Genomic DNA, 17,754 nt, shown 5'->3' with positions numbered 1-17,754 from the left:
GGTGGGACGACGAAATCGAATTCTAACGAATTACCGATTTCTGTCCCACTCTCTGCTTTTTGTGTTTCTATGCTTTTAATTGTAAGAGTTCTTCAATCTCTGCTAGGGTGCTAGCTTGCGAGATGGCGCCACGGAGTTTGGCTGCACCTGAGGTACCACGGAGGTAGTGAGGGGCGAGACCACGGAATTCGCGAACGGCAATGTGCTCACCCTTGAGATTGATCAAGCGCTTCAAGTGCTCATAAGCAATCTTCATCTTGTCTTCAAAGGTCAAATCAGGCAGGATTTCTCCTGTTTCAAAGTAGTGATTGATTTGGTTGAAGAGGTAAGGATTGCCCATGGCTGCACGGCCGATCATGACCGCGTCGGCACCGACTTCTTCAATCCGTTGTTTGGCGTCTTGCACCGTCCGGATGTCCCCATTAGCAATAAATGGAATCTTGGTCAGAACTTGTGCAACCTTGTGAAGGGTCTCAAGGTCCGCATGCCCCGTATACATTTGCTCCCGAGTTCGCCCATGCATGGCAAGGGCAGAGACACCCGCAGCTTCGGCAGCGAGGGCGTTCTCAACTGCTAGGGAAGGATCCGACCAACCCGTCCGCATTTTAACAGTGAGGGGGATATCGAGGACGGATTGAACCTTATTGATGATGGAGTAGATCTTGTCTGGGTCCTTGAGCCACATCGCACCAGCCTCGTTCTTGACGATTTTATTCACCGGGCAACCCATGTTGATATCGACGATATCGGTCTTGGTATTTTCTTGGATAAATTCAGCTGCGCGTGCCAGGCTATCTTCGTCACTTCCAAAGAGTTGGATCGATACAGGGTTTTCTCCTTCATCGATATGGAGCATGTGAAGCGTCTTTTCATTGTTGTACTGGATTCCCTTGTCAGAGACCATTTCCATCACAACGAGCCCTGCCCCCAGTTCTTTGGCAATGGTCCGGAAAGCTGAGTTGGTCACTCCGGCCATTGGGGCTAGGACGGTACGGTTAGGGATTTCGACATCCCCGATCATAAATGGCGTATTAAGATTTGTCACGAATGAGTTCCTCCAAGTCATTTTCGTCAAAGTGGTAGTGTGTTTGGCAGAATTGGCAGGTAATCTCTGCACCGTGATCTTCATCTTTCATCTCTTCTAGATCACTAGCTGGCAGACTTGCTAAAGCGTTCAAAAAGCGCTCACGGCTGCAGTCGCACTGGAAGCGAAGTTCTTCTTCAGAGAGGCGTTTGAAAGGTTCATCCCCATAGATAGCGGCAAGAAGAGCTTCAATATGGTCTTCAGATTCCAAAAGTGTGGAGATGGCAGGCATTTCTTGGATGCGTTTTTCAAAGCGCGCGATTTCTTCTTCCTGGGCATTTGGCAAGACCTGGAGCAAGAAGCCACCCGCCACTTTAACCTTATCTTCGTCATCCAACAGAACATTGAGTCCAACTGCAGATGGTGTTTGTTGGCTTTCTGTCAGATAAAAGGCCAGGTCTTCTCCGATTTCACCGGTTACAAGAGGGGTCATGGAGTTATAAGGATTTCCCGTACCATAATCTGTGATGACCAAGAATTCTCCGTTTCCGACAAATGGTCCGACCAGAACTTCACCGGTCGCGGTTTTCTTGATATCCACTCCAGGATTCTGCACGTAGCCTTTCACATTTCCCTTGGTATCTGCCACGGTGATGATAGCTCCGAGTGAGCTAGTCCCAAGGACTTTGACCGTAATTTTAGTTTCTCCTTTCTCGTTTGCCGCCAAGATTTGGCTGGCAATGAGGGTACGGCCAAGTGCGACCGTGGAGCTAGCTTGTGTATGATGTTTTTCTTGGGCTGTTCGTACAGTTTCTGTACTGTCTAGTACATAAGCACGAAAAGCACCACTTTCTGAGATAGTTTTAATAATTTTGTCCATACCTACTATTTTAGCACAAATCAAGCAAAGTGGGGACAAGGAGAATTCCGAAAATCAGTCGTTTCAGAAGAAGGACGAGAAGAAAAGAAAATTCCGAACGTTATTTCTAGAAAGAAGCAATTTCCAAGTAAAAGACGAGTTTCATAGAGAAGTTGGTTTAAAAAGAAAGGAGAAAAATAAACGATAGCCGAGTGGATCTTGAAAAAACATTAAAAATTGCTTATAATAGAGTGTAAGACAAACTTGCAGGTGAGACTCCTGCCCTTAGTTTGAAGAAAGGCATAGATAGGCAACTATCTATGGTATATGAAAAAGAATTATGACATCAGTTGTTGTAGTAGGAACCCAATGGGGTGATGAAGGAAAAGGGAAGATTACAGACTTCCTATCAGCCAATGCAGAAGTCATTGCTCGCTATCAAGGTGGGGACAATGCCGGGCACACCATCGTAATCGACGGCAAAAAGTTCAAGTTGCACTTGATTCCTTCTGGTATCTTCTTCCCTGAAAAGATCTCTGTCATCGGAAACGGCGTGGTGGTCAACCCTAAATCATTGGTCAAAGAGTTGGCTTATCTTCATGAAGAAGGTGTGACAACGGACAGTTTGCGCATTTCAGACCGTGCCCATGTCATCCTTCCTTACCATATCGAATTGGACCGTCTCCAAGAAGAGTCTAAAGGCGACAACAAAATCGGAACGACCATCAAAGGGATTGGACCAGCCTACATGGACAAGGCTGCGCGTGTGGGAATCCGGATCGCGGACCTTTTGGACCGCGACGTCTTTGCGGAACGTCTTCGTATCAACTTGGAAGAAAAGAACCGTCAATTTACCAAACTCTATGATGCAGAGGCTCTGTCATTTGACGATATCTTCGAAGAATACTATGAATATGGTCAACAAATCAAGCAATATGTAACCGATACTTCTGTTATCTTGAACGATGCTTTGGATAACGGCAAGCGCGTGCTCTTTGAAGGAGCCCAAGGGGTTATGTTGGATATCGACCAAGGAACCTATCCATTTGTAACCTCTTCAAACCCAGTCGCAGGTGGGGTGACCATCGGATCAGGTGTCGGCCCAAGCAAGATCGACAAGGTTGTCGGTGTATGTAAAGCCTATACCAGCCGTGTTGGTGATGGCCCATTCCCTACGGAACTCTTCGATGAAGTGGGTGATAGGATCCGTGAAGTCGGCCATGAGTATGGGACAACAACCGGTCGTCCTCGTCGTGTTGGTTGGTTTGACTCAGTTGTCATGCGCCATAGCCGTCGCGTGTCAGGAATTACCAACCTTAGCTTGAACTCGATCGACGTTCTGTCCGGCTTGGATACAGTGAAAATCTGTGTAGCCTACGACTTGGATGGGGAACGCATCGACCACTACCCAGCAAGCTTGGAGCAACTCAAACGTTGCAAACCAATCTATGAAGAATTACCAGGCTGGTCAGAAGACATCACAGGTGTCCGCCACTTGGATGAGCTTCCAGAAAATGCCCGCAACTATGTCCGCCGTGTCGGTGAATTAGTTGGTGTGCGCATTTCAACCTTCTCAGTCGGACCAGATCGTGACCAAACCAATATCCTTGAAAGTGTGTGGTCTAGTTTATAAGCAAATGAAGATAAGAGAGTGGGACAGAAATCGGTCATTCGTTAGAATTCGATTTCATCGTCCCACCTCCGCACAGTTGAGTAGGGCTGTAAAAGCTGATGAAATCAGCGTAGTAGAGCCCACTCAACCACTGCGTCTTGCTCGACAATCCAAAGACAATTGAGAGGCTAGGACTTTTGTCCCAGCCTCTTTTTGAAAGCAGAAAGAGGAAAAAATGTATCAAACGATTTTATTTGACCTAGACGGCACCTTGACCAATTCAGAACTAGGGATTACCAACTCGGTGGCCTATGCCTTAGGAAAATATGGGATTCAAGTGCCAGACAAGAAAGCATTGAGAGTTTTCATTGGTCCGCCCTTGCAGGAGTCTTTTGAGCGCTTTTATGGATTTTCTAAGGAAGAATGTTTAAAGGCCATTGACTACTATCATGAGTATTTTTCCGAAAAAGGCCTTTATGAAAATGAGGTCTATCTAGGCGTTCCTGACTTGCTGGCTTCTCTCAAGCAGGCTGGCAAACAGTTGATTGTAGCTACGTCAAAGCCTGAAGAATTTTCCATTCAAATTCTCAAACACTTTGGTTTGTATGATTATTTTGACTTTGTCGCTGGTGCGACCATGGATAGAAAACGTAGTAAAAAAAGCGATGTTATCCAGTATGCCTTGGAGCAAAATGGGATTACAGATTTGGCGCATACCATCATGATTGGAGACAGGGAGCACGATGTGCTTGGCGCTCAAGCGCAAAAGTTTGATTCTATCGGTGTCCTTTATGGCTTTGGAAGCAGGGAAGAATTGGAAGAAGCCGGCGCCACCTATATTGCTCAAGAAGTTGGCGAAATTGCAGCTTTTATAGGATAACCTTTTCCAAAATATTAAAAGTTGGAACTTTTCTAATCTGCTGAATATTGCTTTATTTAATATTTCTATCGGTGTATACTTACTGTAGGTTAAGTCACACAGATTAAGAGGTGATAATATGAATTTGTCACGATATATATTAAAATATAGTACTGATGATGGTACGTTGTATTTTAATACTAAAACCAATCATTCATTTTTTCTTACGAATGAATTGAATAGAGTAGTCGACAGCAATGATGTGATTAGGAAAGAGTTTCATGCTTATCTTGATAAAAATAAATATTTAAGTGAGGGTGAGTATGAGGTCGAAAAGTATCTATCTAAAATAAGCGATACAGATGCTGAATTATTGGAACTAACAATTTTGACACATGGAGATTGTAATTTTCGGTGAAGGTTAAAGTGAATAACAAATTCGATGACAAAATGAATGCTAAACCTAGAGTATTTAACTATAATTGTGATTGTAAATAATCACGATTTTAAATAAATTAGAGAAGAGGGTTGTGCTAGCCCTCTATTTTGATGGATGATAATTATGAGAAATATTTATAAGTACATTGATAAGAAGTATCTTTTTCCTATTTTTTTAGGGCGTATTGTGAATAGTGGTTTGGTGTTGGCGCAACCTCTGATTTTAACGAAGGCCTTGAAGTTAGATCAAGACGGCCTTTCTTATGGAAAAATTCTCAATTTTGTTTTATTTGGTTTGTCTGTCTATCTTGTTATTTATAGTCTGATGCTGTTTTCAAACCATTCGCACAATATATTCCGAAGAGAAATCAACAAAAGTGTCCGTGCCCTTTTATTTAAGAAAGTCATATTGAATCCTAAATTTTCCAATGATGAAAAAGTTAGTCTGCTAACTCAAGATATGGAATATGTGGGCGATAATTATTTGGAAAATATAAATGTTATGGTGAGTTGGGGATTTGTCGCCCTTGTTACAGCCATTTATATTGTTTCACAAAATTTTCTCTTAGGACTTATTTTTGTCATTTTTACGATTATGAGACCTATTCCTCAGTTCATCATGAATCGTCGTTTACAAGATTCGGGAGACAGCTGGTCCAAGCTTAGAACGAAATTACATGGGCTTGTCTCGGATAGTATGCAAGGCAGCCAAACCTTACGGATTAATCAGGCCATGAGGCTGAATGAAGAGCGCGTGAATGATTTAAACGGAGAATATCAAAAAGCCATCCAAAGATTTTGTTTCACACATAATATTATTTTTTTCTTTAATGGATTTATGGTCTTTTTTAGTCAGGTTGTTCCTCTTGCTTTAGGCTTTTATTTGAGTTTACAGGGAAATTCTATTTCTATTACAAGCCTCATCTCTATGTATGTTGCTGCGGGGATGCTGGTAGAACCGATCCAAACTCTGATGTACAGTGCAGCCAATCTCCAAGGTGCCTTGCCGACTGCGAACCGCCTGTTTAAGATTATCGAGGAAGAACCTGATTTCGAAGAGACAAAGGATCAATTTGTTGAAAATCTCGAATCGTTGCGCTTAAATCATATTTCAAAAAGTTTTGCTGAACGTCAGCTTTTTTCTGATTTGACGGCGACGATTTCAGTAGGTCAGAAGGTCTTAATCAAAGGACCGAGCGGGTCTGGAAAGACGACTCTTTTTCGCTTGATTTTAGGAGAAGAAGTATGTGATGAGGGTGACATTTTCGTTCAGTATGATGGAAATCAAATAACGAGTCATTTCCAAGGGAATATCGGTTTAATTAGCCAGCATCCCTTCCTGTTTAACGATACTATCCGCTATAATCTAACTTTTGGTCAGCCTTTTCAGGACCATGAATTATTGGAGGTATTGGACCGAGTTGGCTTAATAGATGAATTTCAGGATATTTTGAATGTAGAAATTCATAATAATGGTGAAAACATTTCAGGAGGTCAGCGTGTCAGATTAGAGTTGGCTCGTTTTCTCTTACGCGAGAAGGATATTTTATTAGCGGACGAAGTGACATCAGCTTTGGACGAAAAAAATAGTCGTCTGGTTAGAGACCTAATCTTTTCTTTGCCGATCACGGTACTAGAAATAGCCCATCATATTGATGAAGAAGAGCGCTATGACCAAATCCTTGAGTTACGTAAAGGATGAGCGATGCCACAATAGTTGGTTCTGCGACAAAGCGGATAGTAGTAAGCCAGCAATTTGTCAGATATTTTTGAGATTCTAAGTGGTGATATTTCCAAAATCATCAATACTCAGAGAACTTAAGCTTTATTTAAGATAGGCCAGCTATACTAGAAGCATAAACAAAGACCTCCTAACTTTGTTTAAACCTCCTAAACTTTTTCATAATAATCTCCCATAAGAGTCGCCCAATCGGCGGCTTTTTTTGTGAGTCGTAAGCTGCCTATGGTATAATGAACAAAGAAACTAAAAGGAAGAAGGAAGAGATGGACTACACGATAGAGGAAAAAGCGATGTTTATGAGGGAAGCCCTGAAGGAGGCGGAGATTGCCCTCGCCAATGATGAAATACCGATTGGCTGTGTCTTGGTCAAGGATGGTCAGATTATCGGGCGTGGACATAATGCGCGTGAGGAGCTGCAGCGGGCGGTCATGCATGCGGAAATCATGGCGATCGAGGAGGCCAATCAGCGTGAAAATAGCTGGCGCCTGCTGGATACGACGCTTTTTGTCACGATTGAGCCCTGTGTTATGTGTAGCGGTGCCATTGGACTAGCTCGGATTCCCCAGGTGATTTACGGAGCGACCAATCAAAAGTTTGGCGGAGCAGGGAGTCTCTATGACATTTTGACAGATGAGCGCCTCAATCACCGGGTGGAAGTGGAAACAGGAATCTTGGAAGCAGAATGTGCAGCCATCATGCAGACCTTCTTCCGCCAAGGTCGGGAACGAAAAAAACAAGCCAAGCTCGCAGCCAAGGCCGAAACACAAGAATAAAAACCGGACCTTTGCAAATCGAACAAATTATGATATAATACCTATCGGAGCAACAGTTCTGCGTGAAGCGGGTCAGGGGAGGAATCCAGCAGCCCTAAGCGAAGTGAACTGTGTGCTCTTTTCTATTGCTCTTGATGAGTCAAGTCCAAGGGACGCAGAAGAATCCTAGAGCAATGGATGCAGTTTTTCCCGCTAGGGAAAAAGCTGTAAACCTATGATAGCCCTTAGTGAATCAAGTCCAACGGACGCGGATGAACTTAGGTGCATTGACGCAGTTCGAACAAAGTGAGAACTAGGTTCCGAAGTATAATGAATCAAGCCTAAAAGGTGCAGATGAATATTGGAGCAGCGAATCTAGTTTGAACGGACCTGAAATGAATTCAGCTGACATCCAATCTTAAGAAGCGTATTTGTTTTCTTGTCAATCAAAATTGTTCTTCTCAATAGGCCTAAAATTTGTTGTCTTACGCAAACGAGTGCTCTCGGTTATGTCCTAAGGTTAGCTTATTTAGAAAAATAGTATAGAATATAAAATGTAAACGTTTTAAAATAGTGAAAGCACTTGCTTATTTTTTCTTAAAGCGTTATCATAAAAGAAAAGAACAATTGGAGGATAAACATGTCACATATTAAATTTGACTACTCAAAGGTGTTAGATAAATTTGTAGCACCACATGAACTAGATTATATGCAGCCTCAAGTGACTGCTGCAGATTCTGCTCTGCGAAATGGTACAGGTCCTGGGGCAGAAATGACTGGCTGGTTGAACTTGCCTGAAGAATATGACAAAGATGAATTTGCTCGTATTCAAAAGGCTGCTGCTAAAATCCAATCTGATAGTGAGGTATTGATCGTAATCGGTATTGGTGGTTCCTATTTAGGAGCTCGTGCAGCTATTGATTTCTTGAATAATTCTTTTGTAAATCTACAAAGCAAGGAAGAACGCAAGGCACCTCAAATCCTCTATGCTGGAAATTCTATTTCTTCAAGCTATTTGGCTGATTTGGTAGACTATGTATCAGACAAAGATTTCTCTGTCAACGTTATTTCTAAGTCAGGAACGACTACAGAGCCTGCTATTGCTTTCCGTGTCTTCAAAGAACTCTTGGTTAAGAAGTATGGTCAGGAAGAAGCAAATAAACGGATTTATGCAACTACAGACCGCGCTAAAGGTGCAGTTAAGGTTGAAGCAGATGCTAATGGCTGGGATACTTTTGTAGTGCCTGATAGTGTAGGTGGTCGTTTTACAGTATTGACAGCAGTGGGACTCTTGCCAATCGCAGCTGCAGGGGCTGATATCAGCAAGTTAATGGAAGGAGCAAATGCTGCTCGCAAGGCTTATGCTTCTGATAAGTTGGCTGAAAATGAAGCATATCAATATGCAGTTGTACGCAATATCTTGTACCGTAAAGGTTATCTGACAGAAGTTCTAGCTAACTATGAACCATCTCTACAATACTTCTCTGAGTGGTGGAAGCAACTGGCTGGTGAGTCAGAAGGGAAAGACCAAAAAGGGATTTACCCAACTTCAGCCAACTTCTCAACAGACTTGCACTCTCTGGGACAATTTATCCAGGAAGGTACCCGTATCCTCTTTGAAACAGTTGTACGTGTAGATAAACCTCGCAAAAATGTGCTGATTCCTGAATTGGCAGAAGACTTGGACGGTCTTGGCTACTTGCAAGGAAAAGATGTTGACTTTGTCAATAAAAAAGCTACAGATGGAGTGCTGTTAGCACACACTGATGGTGGAGTTCCAAATATGTTTGTGACACTGCCTGAGCAAGATGAGTTCACTTTGGGCTACACTATTTACTTCTTTGAGTTGGCTATTGCTCTTTCTGGCTACCTGAATGGTATCAATCCATTTGACCAGCCTGGAGTTGAGGCTTATAAGAAAAACATGTTTGCCCTTCTTGGAAAACCAGGCTTTGAAGAGCTGGGTGCTGAGCTGAATGCACGCCTTTGATTCTTATATGCCTTGAGTTCATTTAGAGTATAAAAAGAGATCCACAAGTTCATTTCTTGTGGATTTTTTAGTACAAGCCTCATAATTAGTTTATTATTTTTTTGAACAGTATAAAAAAGAGTGTCTTAATTCTTTTATGAAAGCGCTGTATAATTGCCTTGTAAATAAAATTTGAGAGGTATCAAAATGAATGATTGGTTAAACATAAAAGGCAAAACAGTTCTTGTGACTGGCGCGTCATCTGGGATCGGTAAGGCAATCGTTGAAGAATTGCTGGAATTAGGAGTCAATGTAGCGAATTTCGATCTTAGCGACAACGATTTGCGTCATCCAAATCTATTATTTGTAAAAGTTGATGTAACTTCTCGCTCTGAAGTAGAAGAGGGTGTTGCCAAAATAGTTGAAAGATTTGGCAATATTGATGCAGTGGTCAATAATGCAGGGATTAATATCCCTAGATTATTAATCGATGCAGAAAATCCTAAAGGTCCTTACGAATTGGACGATGAGACGTTCGAAAAAGTAACGATGATTAATCAAAAAGGTTTGTATCTGGTTAGTCAGGCAGTGGGACGTATTTTAGTGAAAAATGGAAAAGGTGTAATTGTGAACATGGCTTCAGAAGCAGGCTTGGAAGGTTCTGAAGGACAAAGTGCCTATGCTGCCACAAAAGCAGCAGTCTATAGTTACACTCGTTCATGGGCAAAAGAGCTGGGTAAGCATGGTGTACGTGTGGTTGGAATTGCTCCAGGAATTATGGAAGCTACGGGACTTCGAACTCTTTCTTATGAGGAAGCTCTTGCTTATACCCGTGGAAAGACGGTAGAAGATATTCGAGCTGGTTATGCTTCAACTTCAACAACTCCTTTGGGACGAAGTGGTAAACTACGGGAAGTAGCTGACCTTGTAGCATTCTATATTTCAGACCGTTCTAGCTATATAACTGGAGTCACTACAAATATTGCCGGGGGGAAAACTCGCGGTTAAAAAAATGAAGGTGAGGAAGAGAGTTGACCATAGTAAATCGATGGTATAACATTTTAGAAAAAATGGTCTCACAGCCAACTTATTCCTTGGTAGATATGCGCTCAGAGCTGGATATTAGTATGCAAACCTTGCAAAAGAGTATCCAACAATTAAATGATGTTTTGGCTCCGAGTATCCAGATTATCTCACAAGATGATAAGTTAATGTTAGAGGTGTATGACTATACTGAGTTGGAAAGGATTTTATCTGGTAGTTTAAAACGGGAGAGTGACTTCAATTCTTCCAGTAAAAGAATTGCCTATTTACTAAAACGTTTAATTAAGTCAACCTCCCCTCTTCTTATTGACGACTTGGCTGAGGAGGCAGGTGTTAGTAGAAGTACCCTTAATAAGGATTTAAAACAAGTAAAATCTTTGGCAGAGAGTTACTCTATCACTATTTCAGGAAAGCCCAACCGTGGGCTGGAGGTCTTGGGGTCCGAGCTGAATTTGCGCTTGCTCTATATTCACCAAGTGGCCCCTTACTTTGAAGGAAAGACACTCACCGAGGCAACATCTTCTTTTCTGGAGACGCTACTCCAGGAGTATAAAATCCCGAAAGAAACAAAGGAACTCCTTCGAAAGACAATTTCAATTATGGTGGAGCGTATTTATGCATCTAGGGTGTTGAGTTGCCCTATTCCTTACTATAGGAATGATTTAACAGAGACACCTTTGGTTGAAAAATTAATCTATCATATTGAGATGACTTATAAGATTTCCCTCAGTCAGTTTGAAATAGACTTTTTGTGTTTTCCGTTTAATATCCGTTTTATTGACACTTTAAGCAAGCCGTCTTATCAATCTGAACAGCTTGCAAACATTTTTCAAGGGATTGTCAAGAAAGTCAAAGAAACAATGTTGGTTAACTTTGATGATGAAGAATTATTTGAAGAAATCAAGTCTCATCTAGGCCCCTTAATCAATCGACTGATTTTCCATGTGCAAGCTAATGATATATTCCATGGCGAGGTTCAAACTCAATATCCTTTTGCTTTTGAAATGGCGAAAATTGCTGGAGAAGAACTGTCTGCAATTTTTGGTTCTGAATTGGAATTATCTGAAATCGGATATCTGGCTTTGTATTTTGAAATGATTTTAAGAAAGCAAAACTCTGTTGTAAATGGTTCTCGCAAGCAGATAGCAGTAGTTTGCACAACAGGAAGAGGAACTGCTGCGATGATTATTCAGCAACTCAGACGAATCCTTGGAAATGATGTAGACATTACTCAGTATTCTGAAGAGGATTTTAATCTGGATTTGAATCAGGACTATTTCGCGATTTTTACGACAGTTCCTCTAAAATATAAAGATTCTAAATCTCCAGTCATTCAAGTTAATCATCTTTTTGATGATCAATGGCTGCGGGAAGAATGGCAGAGGGCCAATGCTTTTCATCAAAAAAATCTAGAAACAGTCAGCTTACGTTTTCTTCGGTTGAGTCCCCAAAAAACCTATCAGCAATACTTGCTAAATATGGTTGCAGAGTTAGAGAAACTTCAGATGATTGATGAAGGTTTTAGAAATCGGATAATTGATAGGGAGAAAAAACAATCAACCATTTTTGGTGGAGGAATTGCCTTCCCCCATACAATTAACCAGGGTTATGCAAAGACTATTTTAATGTTTGGAAAGCTAGAAGAGCCTTATCAAAAAGGAGATGATTGGATTGAATTTATCTTTCTAGTCGCCATTCCCTCAGAAATTGAAAGCAAAATGGAGAGTGAATTGCTGGAATTGTATGACGACATTTTTCGAATTGCAGGAGAGCCTTCTCTAAAAGAAGCTTTGAGGGCTGTAGAAACAGAGACAGAGTTTCTATCATTTTCTAAGAGCAAAGGAGTATTTTAATGAATTCGCTAATAATTTTCGCTGTATTTGTCATGGCAGCTTATATATTTCAAATGTTCCTCGGCTGGCAGCAACTCAAAGACTTCAATAAGACCTATACGATGCTCCGAAGACTGGGGCGCGTAGCGATTGGCAGGAAGTCCGGAAGAATCAAATCCGGTACGATTGTCATGTTCGCGGTTGATGAAAACGGTCGGGTTCTTAAAGCTAGCAAAATGCAAGGAGTCACAATCTTAGCACGTTTTCAAAATATGGACGATTATGTTGGAGAAGACATCCATTATTTTGACAAGTATAATCCTCTTGTGAGAAAAGAAAATAAGTTGATGCAATCAGCCATAGAAGATGCTAGAAAAGTCTATCTTTGGCATGAGGCAGGTATTGAGAAAGAGACAAGTTCATCTGATTCTTTTCTGGGATTCGGCTTTTATGCGAATTACTTACAATTATCTATTAAACAGTTATTTAAAAAAAATAAGAAAGGGAGTTCCTTATGAATCACATTACAAATTTTGCAGAGAGTTTTATGAAACTCTTCCAATTAGGTGGAGAAACCTTTATTAGCTGGATGACAAATATTGTACCGCTTGTCTTAATGCTATTGATTGCAATGAATACCCTTATCGCTTTCTTGGGAGAAGAGAAGGTCAATTCCCTGGCTAAGATTTCTGCCAAAAATCCTGTTAGCCGGTATATGATTTTACCTTTCATTTCAGCCTTTATGCTGGGGAATCCGATGGCAATCAGTATGGGACGTTTCTTACCAGAATATTATAAACCTAGTTTTGTAGCAGCTCAGATGCAGTTCTGCCATACTTCAAATGGTGTATTTCCGCATATCAATCCTGGGGAATTGTTTGTATGGATGGGAATTGCAACAGGAATTCAAACTTTAGGTTTAAGTCAAATGGACTTAGCCATTCGTTACATGCTTGTTGGGCTTGTCATGAACTTTGTAGGCGGTTGGGTGACCGATTTTACAACTGCTTATGTAGCAAAACAGCAAGGTGTTACCTTGAGTAAAACATTTGATTTATAGAAAGAGTGAAATTATGTCATATAAGAGTATAAAAGTTGTTAAAGGAAATGGCGGTTTCGGAGGACCTTTGGTCATTACACCTAGTGAAGCTAAGCATAAATTCATCTATATCACTGGCGGAGGAGAAAAGCCAGATATTGTGGATAAAATTGCTGATTTGACCGGTATGGAAGCTGTTAATGGGTTTAAAACTTCTATCCCAGATGAGGAAATTGCTTTAGCAATCGTGGATTGTGGCGGTACTCTTCGCTGTGGTATTTATCCTAAAAAGGGGATCCCTACAATAAATATTGTAGCTACAGGGAAAAGTGGGCCTCTAGCTCAATATATAACCGAGGAAATCTATGTGTCAGCAGTTGGCCTTAATCAAATTTCTGCTGCTAATGAAGACGAAAAAGCGACAACTGTGGTAACAGAAAAGCCAACTTACGATACTAGTAAAAAAATTACAGAGCAAAAAGCTGAAACAAGTATTGTAGCAAGAATTGGGATGGGCGCTGGGAAGGTCGTTGCGACTTTCAACCAGGCTGCTCGTGAAGCCATCCAAACAATGCTCAACACGATCATTCCTTTCATGGCCTTTGTTTCCTTGCTGATTGGGGTTATTCAAGGTTCAGGTGTTGGAAATTGGCTGGCAAAATTAATGGTTCCCCTAGCTGGGAACATCTGGGGACTCATTTTGATTGGCTTTATCTGTTCCTTGCCATTCCTATCTCCTTTGTTAGGCCCCGGAGCTGTTATCAGTCAGATTATTGGAACCTTAATTGGAGTTGAAATCGGCAAAGGGAATATTCCGCCCCAAATGGCTCTGCCAGCTATATTTGCTATCAACACTCAAAACGGTTGTGATTTCATTCCTGTAGCACTCGGTCTATCTGAAGCCAAGGCTGAAACAGTTGAGGTTGGTGTCCCTTCTGTGCTTTATTCACGCTTTCTCAATGGTGTTCCGCGGGTGCTAGTAGCTTGGATAGCTAGTATTGGCCTTTATCAGTAAACCTTTGATAGATGCACGTAAACATAGCAACTATTATGTTAAACTTATCTATAAGCATAAGTTTATGACAGATTTGAGAAAGGATGAATAGGAATTAGATGAAGAAAATTTTTGAAGCTAAAGTAATTCAAGTGGGGCCTGAAGCTCAGAATATGATTCAAGATGCCAATATGCTCATTTTGTTTGGAGAAGAAGCTCCGGAAGACTTAGCAGAGTATTGTTTTAAAATCGATAACAAAAATCTTCTAGGTGCAATACTAGAAGGTGGAAAGCTGGTGGTAGATAGTCAGGAATATTCGATTACTGCCGTAGGAAATGTAGTAGAAAAAAATTTAACTGGACTGGGCCATATCACGATTTCTTTTGATGGTTCAAAAGAGGGCAGCCTGCCGGGCACTCTCCATGTTGCAGCAGACCAAGCAGTAGTAATTGAAAAGGACTCTACCATTCAGATTTTCGAAACTGCTTGACCATAACAAAATTTAAAATCAAGCAATTTAGAAACATAAAAGTCAAAAAAATTGATTCAGAGCTTGGACAAAAAGTCCAGGCTTCTGGGTCTAAATTAGAAAAAATAGATGACGCGGTGGTTGATTGGCATCTTCCTTCGCTTTTTAAGCCCCAAAGATTGCCTGATCAACTGTGCGGGGGTGGGAAGATGAACTTTTTAACTTGTTTGAAGTTCTTTCCCACTCCCTTTTTGATAGGGAAAATAATTTATGTTTTAATATTGTAAAATTTGTCATTGTTTTTCAATGTTTTCGCAATATGACAAATCAACAAAATTTATAAGGATAAAAGCATGCCAGAAAAAGACGGTCAAGGTCAAGCGCAAAGAGCTTGAAGTCAATCAAACTAGCCAGCCAGTGCAAGGGAATTTCCAGCAGATGCATCCATAAGGTGTGCCTGAACAGAAGGAAAAGACCAAAAAGGTATTTACCCAACTTCAGCAAACTTCTCAACAGACTTGCACTCATTGGGTCAATTTATCCAAGAAGGAACTCGTATCATGTTTGAAACAGTTGTCCGTGTGGACAAACCACGTAAGAACGTGATCATCCCTACATTGGAAGAAGACCTTGATGGACTTGGTTACCTTCAAGGGAAAGACGTTGACTTTGTAAACAAAAAAGCAACTGACGGTGTTCTTCTTGCCCACACAGACGGTGACGTGCCAAACATGTACGTAACTCTTCCTGAGCAAGATGCCTTCACTCTTGGTTATGCCATCTACTTCTTCGAGTTGGCCATCGCCCTTTCAGGTTACTTGAACGCGATCAACCCATTTGACCAACCAGGTGTTGAAGCCTACAAGAAAAATATGTTTGCCCTTCTTGGTAAACCAGGATTTGAAGAACTTGGAGCAGAACTCAACGCTCGTCTTTAATCAATAGACAAAACGATCTCGCAAGAGGTCGTTTTTTTACTTGCTAAACAAACTCATATTTTTGTCCCCTGGAATCAATTATAAAAACACGATCTAGTTATGTTTCTCAATCATATGGTTAACTGATTGCTATTGTCTCCCTTCGCAAGAAATTTTAAGATAAGTTTCTAAAAGGTCGGATATCTCTCCGATCTTTTTTAGTCTATCAAGACAGGAGTTGGTCCTTGCTTGGTTTTATGTTATAGTAGAAGAGAAGAATAAAAAGGAGAATTCGAAATGTCCGAGAAAGATCAAGAACAATTTATGAAACATACTCCCGTAGAGGGTGCGCCTCAATTTGATGTGGCTGCGCCAGCCTTTGTCCCAAAAGAAGAAGCCGAAGACTTGGTCGTTCCAGAAGCTAGTGGCCTTTCAGTGACGGAGACGAAAGCAATGAAAGAAGAAGCAGACGAGCCAGTTATTTCAGAAACAGTGGAGCCTCCAAAGGTGGATGAAGCAACTGTTGGAGAACATCGGGATGTAGTTGCTGCTCCCCAATCGACTCCTCCATTTCAGCCTGCGCCTCAAGCTCCTCAAAACATGGCAGCTGAACCAATTGGTCCGCAAACAGTGCCTGTTCCTGAGACACCTATTCCACAAGCTCCTCTTTCTCCTGTTGGAAGACCGATGGATACTGCAGACAAGAAGGCGATTCGTTTTGCCCTTGGGATTTTAGTTGGGATTCTTATCGGTGGAGTCAGTGGCTATTTGATTGGTCATGCTAGCCCTAGCACGTCATCATCTAGAAAGCAGACTTCTTGGTCAGGTAACCAGTCTGGTTCTTCTTCCAATATCGATTTGGAGCAATTGACTTCTGAAGATGCGGAAGCTGATTTTAGCTGGGAACAATCTGATATCGAACAACTTCAGTTTTTGACTAGAAAGGATGCTGGGGAGACTCCTGAGGAAATGATTGAAGCTTATGGGAAAGCTAGCTCCGTTCAATTTGAAAGTGGAGAATTGAAATTATTCTGGGATGATAACTCTTATAATAAAGAGGTCAAAGCGACTTACTCTAAGAACGGGAAAGAATTCCAGCTTGTCAAATTTGAATTTAATCAATTTGGGAAAAATCTTACGGTTGAGGATAACTTTGCTGATGGGTTCAAGGTTGGAGATAGTGAAACCGGTGCTGGAGGGACCTCTTACAAAGAGCTTTTAGAAAAATACGGTGATGCAGTCAATCTGACGGTGAGTTCATCTGATGATTCAGACGAGATAGAATTGGTCATGGACTTCCAAAAGAAAAATGGGGACTACGTGGATTTGACCTTTATTCGTCAAGAAAATGGAGATTTCCTCTTGAGCAGTAAAGACAGCTACTAAATCACTGAATAAAAGAAAGAGGCAAGTGCCTCTTTTTTGGGATAAGACGAGACAAATACGCGAATTTTCTATACAATAGAAAGAGTTTGAATAGAAAGAGCATGAAGGATGGAAGAAATGAAAGAGTGGATAGAACATCATAAGCGGATCCTCCAAAAAGCTGCAAGTGCTTTGCTAGCTTTTGTCGTTGGGGTTTGCTTGGTGTTTATGATTCATCCAGTGAAAACCTTGCCCAAAGATCGCTTGTTGAGTTTGTCTCGCATGCAAGAAGACAGCCAGCAATTTGTTGCGTCTTCTTCCAAAGAGCCGGCTTTAGAAGACTTGTTGTCATTGGACCTTGCAAGGGAAGAAGGAAAGACACAAAAAAATTGGGTGACTTTGTCTGCATTTGTCAAAAAATTTGGAAAAGCAGCGAGTTTTACACAAGAAGATACGACTTTTGGAGCGCAAGTCCAGCTAGGCTATGGGACTCCTGTGCAGGGGATTCATCCTTATACCATAGAATTTCAAAAGCAGGATGATACCTTTTATTTGAGCTCGATTCAAGGATTTGCGCCCAAGTCGGCTCACTATCAGAGCAAAAAGAACGTAAAACTGGTAGATTTTACAGGCTATCAGACACTAGATGGAAAAAAGGAAAAGGGGACAGCAGTAGAAGATGTCTTGAAAAAATCAGGTCTTCCCAATTCTCTTAGTTTGACCTCAGCAAAGGACAAGCAAGTCCTAGCCCTGTCTTATCAGGTGACAGATGGACTGGTCTCTTTAACCTTTGAACGTGACCAGATTGGTCAGTATCGTTTGACGAAGAAGGGGTGAAG

General features: G+C 41.3%; 16 protein-coding genes, 1 other RNA gene and 1 pseudogene. 16 read left to right on the top strand and 2 right to left on the bottom strand.

Annotated features, from left to right (window positions below; all coding sequences use genetic code 11):
• Positions 1-67: 67 nt before the first annotated feature.
• Positions 68-1,045: a tRNA dihydrouridine synthase DusB gene (gene dusB, locus LIZ08_RS06685; RefSeq protein WP_070675800.1), complete on the bottom strand. Its 978-nt coding sequence runs from the start codon at positions 1,043-1,045 to the stop codon at positions 68-70.
• On the bottom strand, positions 1,032-1,904 hold the full coding sequence (hslO, locus tag LIZ08_RS06680; protein WP_227038528.1) for an Hsp33 family molecular chaperone HslO: 873 nt from the start codon (positions 1,902-1,904) through the stop codon (positions 1,032-1,034). Before hslO ends, dusB begins: the two co-directional genes overlap by 14 nt.
• Positions 1,905-2,223: 319 nt before the next feature.
• On the opposite strand from hslO, the gene LIZ08_RS06675 reads away from it, so the two are divergent.
• From LIZ08_RS06675 to LIZ08_RS06600, 16 genes and pseudogenes are all read left to right on the top strand, one after another.
• Positions 2,224-3,516: an adenylosuccinate synthase gene (locus LIZ08_RS06675; protein ID WP_003014816.1), complete on the top strand. Its 1,293-nt coding sequence runs from the start codon at positions 2,224-2,226 to the stop codon at positions 3,514-3,516.
• A 214-nt stretch (positions 3,517-3,730) separates the two neighbouring features.
• Entirely contained in the window at positions 3,731-4,375 is a 645-nt protein-coding gene (locus LIZ08_RS06670) for an HAD family hydrolase (RefSeq protein WP_031575622.1), read from the top strand.
• A gap of 118 nt (positions 4,376-4,493) precedes the next feature.
• Entirely contained in the window at positions 4,494-4,772 is a 279-nt protein-coding gene (locus LIZ08_RS06665) for a hypothetical protein (protein ID WP_003009004.1), read from the top strand.
• A 144-nt stretch (positions 4,773-4,916) separates the two neighbouring features.
• Positions 4,917-6,494, top strand: a complete 1,578-nt coding sequence (locus LIZ08_RS06660) for an ATP-binding cassette domain-containing protein (RefSeq protein WP_049498605.1) — start codon at positions 4,917-4,919, stop codon at positions 6,492-6,494.
• A gap of 302 nt (positions 6,495-6,796) precedes the next feature.
• Positions 6,797-7,306: a tRNA adenosine(34) deaminase TadA gene (tadA, locus tag LIZ08_RS06655; RefSeq protein WP_207801603.1), complete on the top strand. Its 510-nt coding sequence runs from the start codon at positions 6,797-6,799 to the stop codon at positions 7,304-7,306.
• Between the two features lie 38 nt (positions 7,307-7,344).
• Positions 7,345-7,440: signal recognition particle sRNA small type (gene ffs / locus LIZ08_RS06650), an RNA gene on the top strand.
• 485 nt (positions 7,441-7,925) lie between these two features.
• Positions 7,926-9,275, top strand: a complete 1,350-nt coding sequence (locus tag LIZ08_RS06645; protein WP_008808173.1) for a glucose-6-phosphate isomerase — start codon at positions 7,926-7,928, stop codon at positions 9,273-9,275.
• A gap of 186 nt (positions 9,276-9,461) precedes the next feature.
• On the top strand, positions 9,462-10,262 hold the full coding sequence (locus LIZ08_RS06640) for an SDR family oxidoreductase (protein ID WP_001000837.1): 801 nt from the start codon (positions 9,462-9,464) through the stop codon (positions 10,260-10,262).
• A 62-nt stretch (positions 10,263-10,324) separates the two neighbouring features.
• Positions 10,325-12,151: a BglG family transcription antiterminator gene (locus LIZ08_RS06635; RefSeq protein WP_080981318.1), complete on the top strand. Its 1,827-nt coding sequence runs from the start codon at positions 10,325-10,327 to the stop codon at positions 12,149-12,151.
• On the top strand, positions 12,151-12,648 hold the full coding sequence (locus LIZ08_RS06630) for a transcriptional regulator GutM (protein WP_001086645.1): 498 nt from the start codon (positions 12,151-12,153) through the stop codon (positions 12,646-12,648). Before LIZ08_RS06635 ends, LIZ08_RS06630 begins: the two co-directional genes overlap by 1 nt.
• Entirely contained in the window at positions 12,645-13,190 is a 546-nt protein-coding gene (locus LIZ08_RS06625) for a PTS glucitol/sorbitol transporter subunit IIC (RefSeq protein ID WP_001015684.1), read from the top strand. Before LIZ08_RS06630 ends, LIZ08_RS06625 begins: the two co-directional genes overlap by 4 nt.
• Before the next feature lie 13 nt (positions 13,191-13,203).
• Positions 13,204-14,184 carry a PTS glucitol/sorbitol transporter subunit IIB gene (locus LIZ08_RS06620; RefSeq protein ID WP_020992831.1) on the top strand — a complete coding sequence of 327 codons (981 nt, stop codon included), beginning with the start codon at positions 13,204-13,206 and terminating at the stop codon, positions 14,182-14,184.
• A gap of 98 nt (positions 14,185-14,282) precedes the next feature.
• Complete coding sequence (locus LIZ08_RS06615) at positions 14,283-14,654, top strand: PTS glucitol/sorbitol transporter subunit IIA (protein ID WP_008808177.1); 372 nt, start codon at positions 14,283-14,285, stop codon at positions 14,652-14,654.
• A gap of 440 nt (positions 14,655-15,094) precedes the next feature.
• Positions 15,095-15,571, top strand: a pseudogene (pgi, locus tag LIZ08_RS06610) (glucose-6-phosphate isomerase); the annotation flags it as partial.
• Between the two features lie 276 nt (positions 15,572-15,847).
• Positions 15,848-16,936, top strand: coding sequence for a hypothetical protein (locus LIZ08_RS06605; RefSeq protein ID WP_227038527.1), 1,089 nt, complete (start codon positions 15,848-15,850; stop codon positions 16,934-16,936).
• A 108-nt stretch (positions 16,937-17,044) separates the two neighbouring features.
• Entirely contained in the window at positions 17,045-17,752 is a 708-nt protein-coding gene (locus tag LIZ08_RS06600) for a hypothetical protein (RefSeq protein ID WP_319637121.1), read from the top strand.
• The last annotated feature ends 2 nt before the right edge of the window (positions 17,753-17,754 follow it).

The sequence above is a fragment of the Streptococcus sp. 210928-DFI.4.42 genome (assembly GCF_020554365.1).
Lineage (GTDB): Bacteria > Bacillota > Bacilli > Lactobacillales > Streptococcaceae > Streptococcus > Streptococcus parasanguinis_S.
The sequence above is the reverse complement of the archived record's forward strand: the minus strand, read 5'-3'. Positions and strand labels throughout refer to the sequence as shown.

What these genes read in the sequence shown, in the direction of transcription:
- hslO (WP_227038528.1), bottom strand. Translation starts at nt 1,904, where the DNA reads ATGGACAAAATTATTAAAACTATCTCAGAAAGTGGTGCTTTTCGTGCT.
- LIZ08_RS06675 (WP_003014816.1), top strand. Translation starts at nt 2,224, where the DNA reads ATGACATCAGTTGTTGTAGTAGGAACCCAATGGGGTGATGAAGGAAAA.
- LIZ08_RS06670 (WP_031575622.1), top strand. Translation starts at nt 3,731, where the DNA reads ATGTATCAAACGATTTTATTTGACCTAGACGGCACCTTGACCAATTCA.
- LIZ08_RS06665 (WP_003009004.1), top strand. Translation starts at nt 4,494, where the DNA reads ATGAATTTGTCACGATATATATTAAAATATAGTACTGATGATGGTACG.
- LIZ08_RS06660 (WP_049498605.1), top strand. Translation starts at nt 4,917, where the DNA reads ATGAGAAATATTTATAAGTACATTGATAAGAAGTATCTTTTTCCTATT.
- tadA (WP_207801603.1), top strand. Translation starts at nt 6,797, where the DNA reads ATGGACTACACGATAGAGGAAAAAGCGATGTTTATGAGGGAAGCCCTG.
- LIZ08_RS06645 (WP_008808173.1), top strand. Translation starts at nt 7,926, where the DNA reads ATGTCACATATTAAATTTGACTACTCAAAGGTGTTAGATAAATTTGTA.
- LIZ08_RS06640 (WP_001000837.1), top strand. Translation starts at nt 9,462, where the DNA reads ATGAATGATTGGTTAAACATAAAAGGCAAAACAGTTCTTGTGACTGGC.
- LIZ08_RS06635 (WP_080981318.1), top strand. Translation starts at nt 10,325, where the DNA reads ATGGTCTCACAGCCAACTTATTCCTTGGTAGATATGCGCTCAGAGCTG.
- LIZ08_RS06630 (WP_001086645.1), top strand. Translation starts at nt 12,151, where the DNA reads ATGAATTCGCTAATAATTTTCGCTGTATTTGTCATGGCAGCTTATATA.
- LIZ08_RS06625 (WP_001015684.1), top strand. Translation starts at nt 12,645, where the DNA reads ATGAATCACATTACAAATTTTGCAGAGAGTTTTATGAAACTCTTCCAA.
- LIZ08_RS06620 (WP_020992831.1), top strand. Translation starts at nt 13,204, where the DNA reads ATGTCATATAAGAGTATAAAAGTTGTTAAAGGAAATGGCGGTTTCGGA.
- LIZ08_RS06615 (WP_008808177.1), top strand. Translation starts at nt 14,283, where the DNA reads ATGAAGAAAATTTTTGAAGCTAAAGTAATTCAAGTGGGGCCTGAAGCT.
- LIZ08_RS06605 (WP_227038527.1), top strand. Translation starts at nt 15,848, where the DNA reads ATGTCCGAGAAAGATCAAGAACAATTTATGAAACATACTCCCGTAGAG.
- LIZ08_RS06600 (WP_319637121.1), top strand. Translation starts at nt 17,045, where the DNA reads ATGGAAGAAATGAAAGAGTGGATAGAACATCATAAGCGGATCCTCCAA.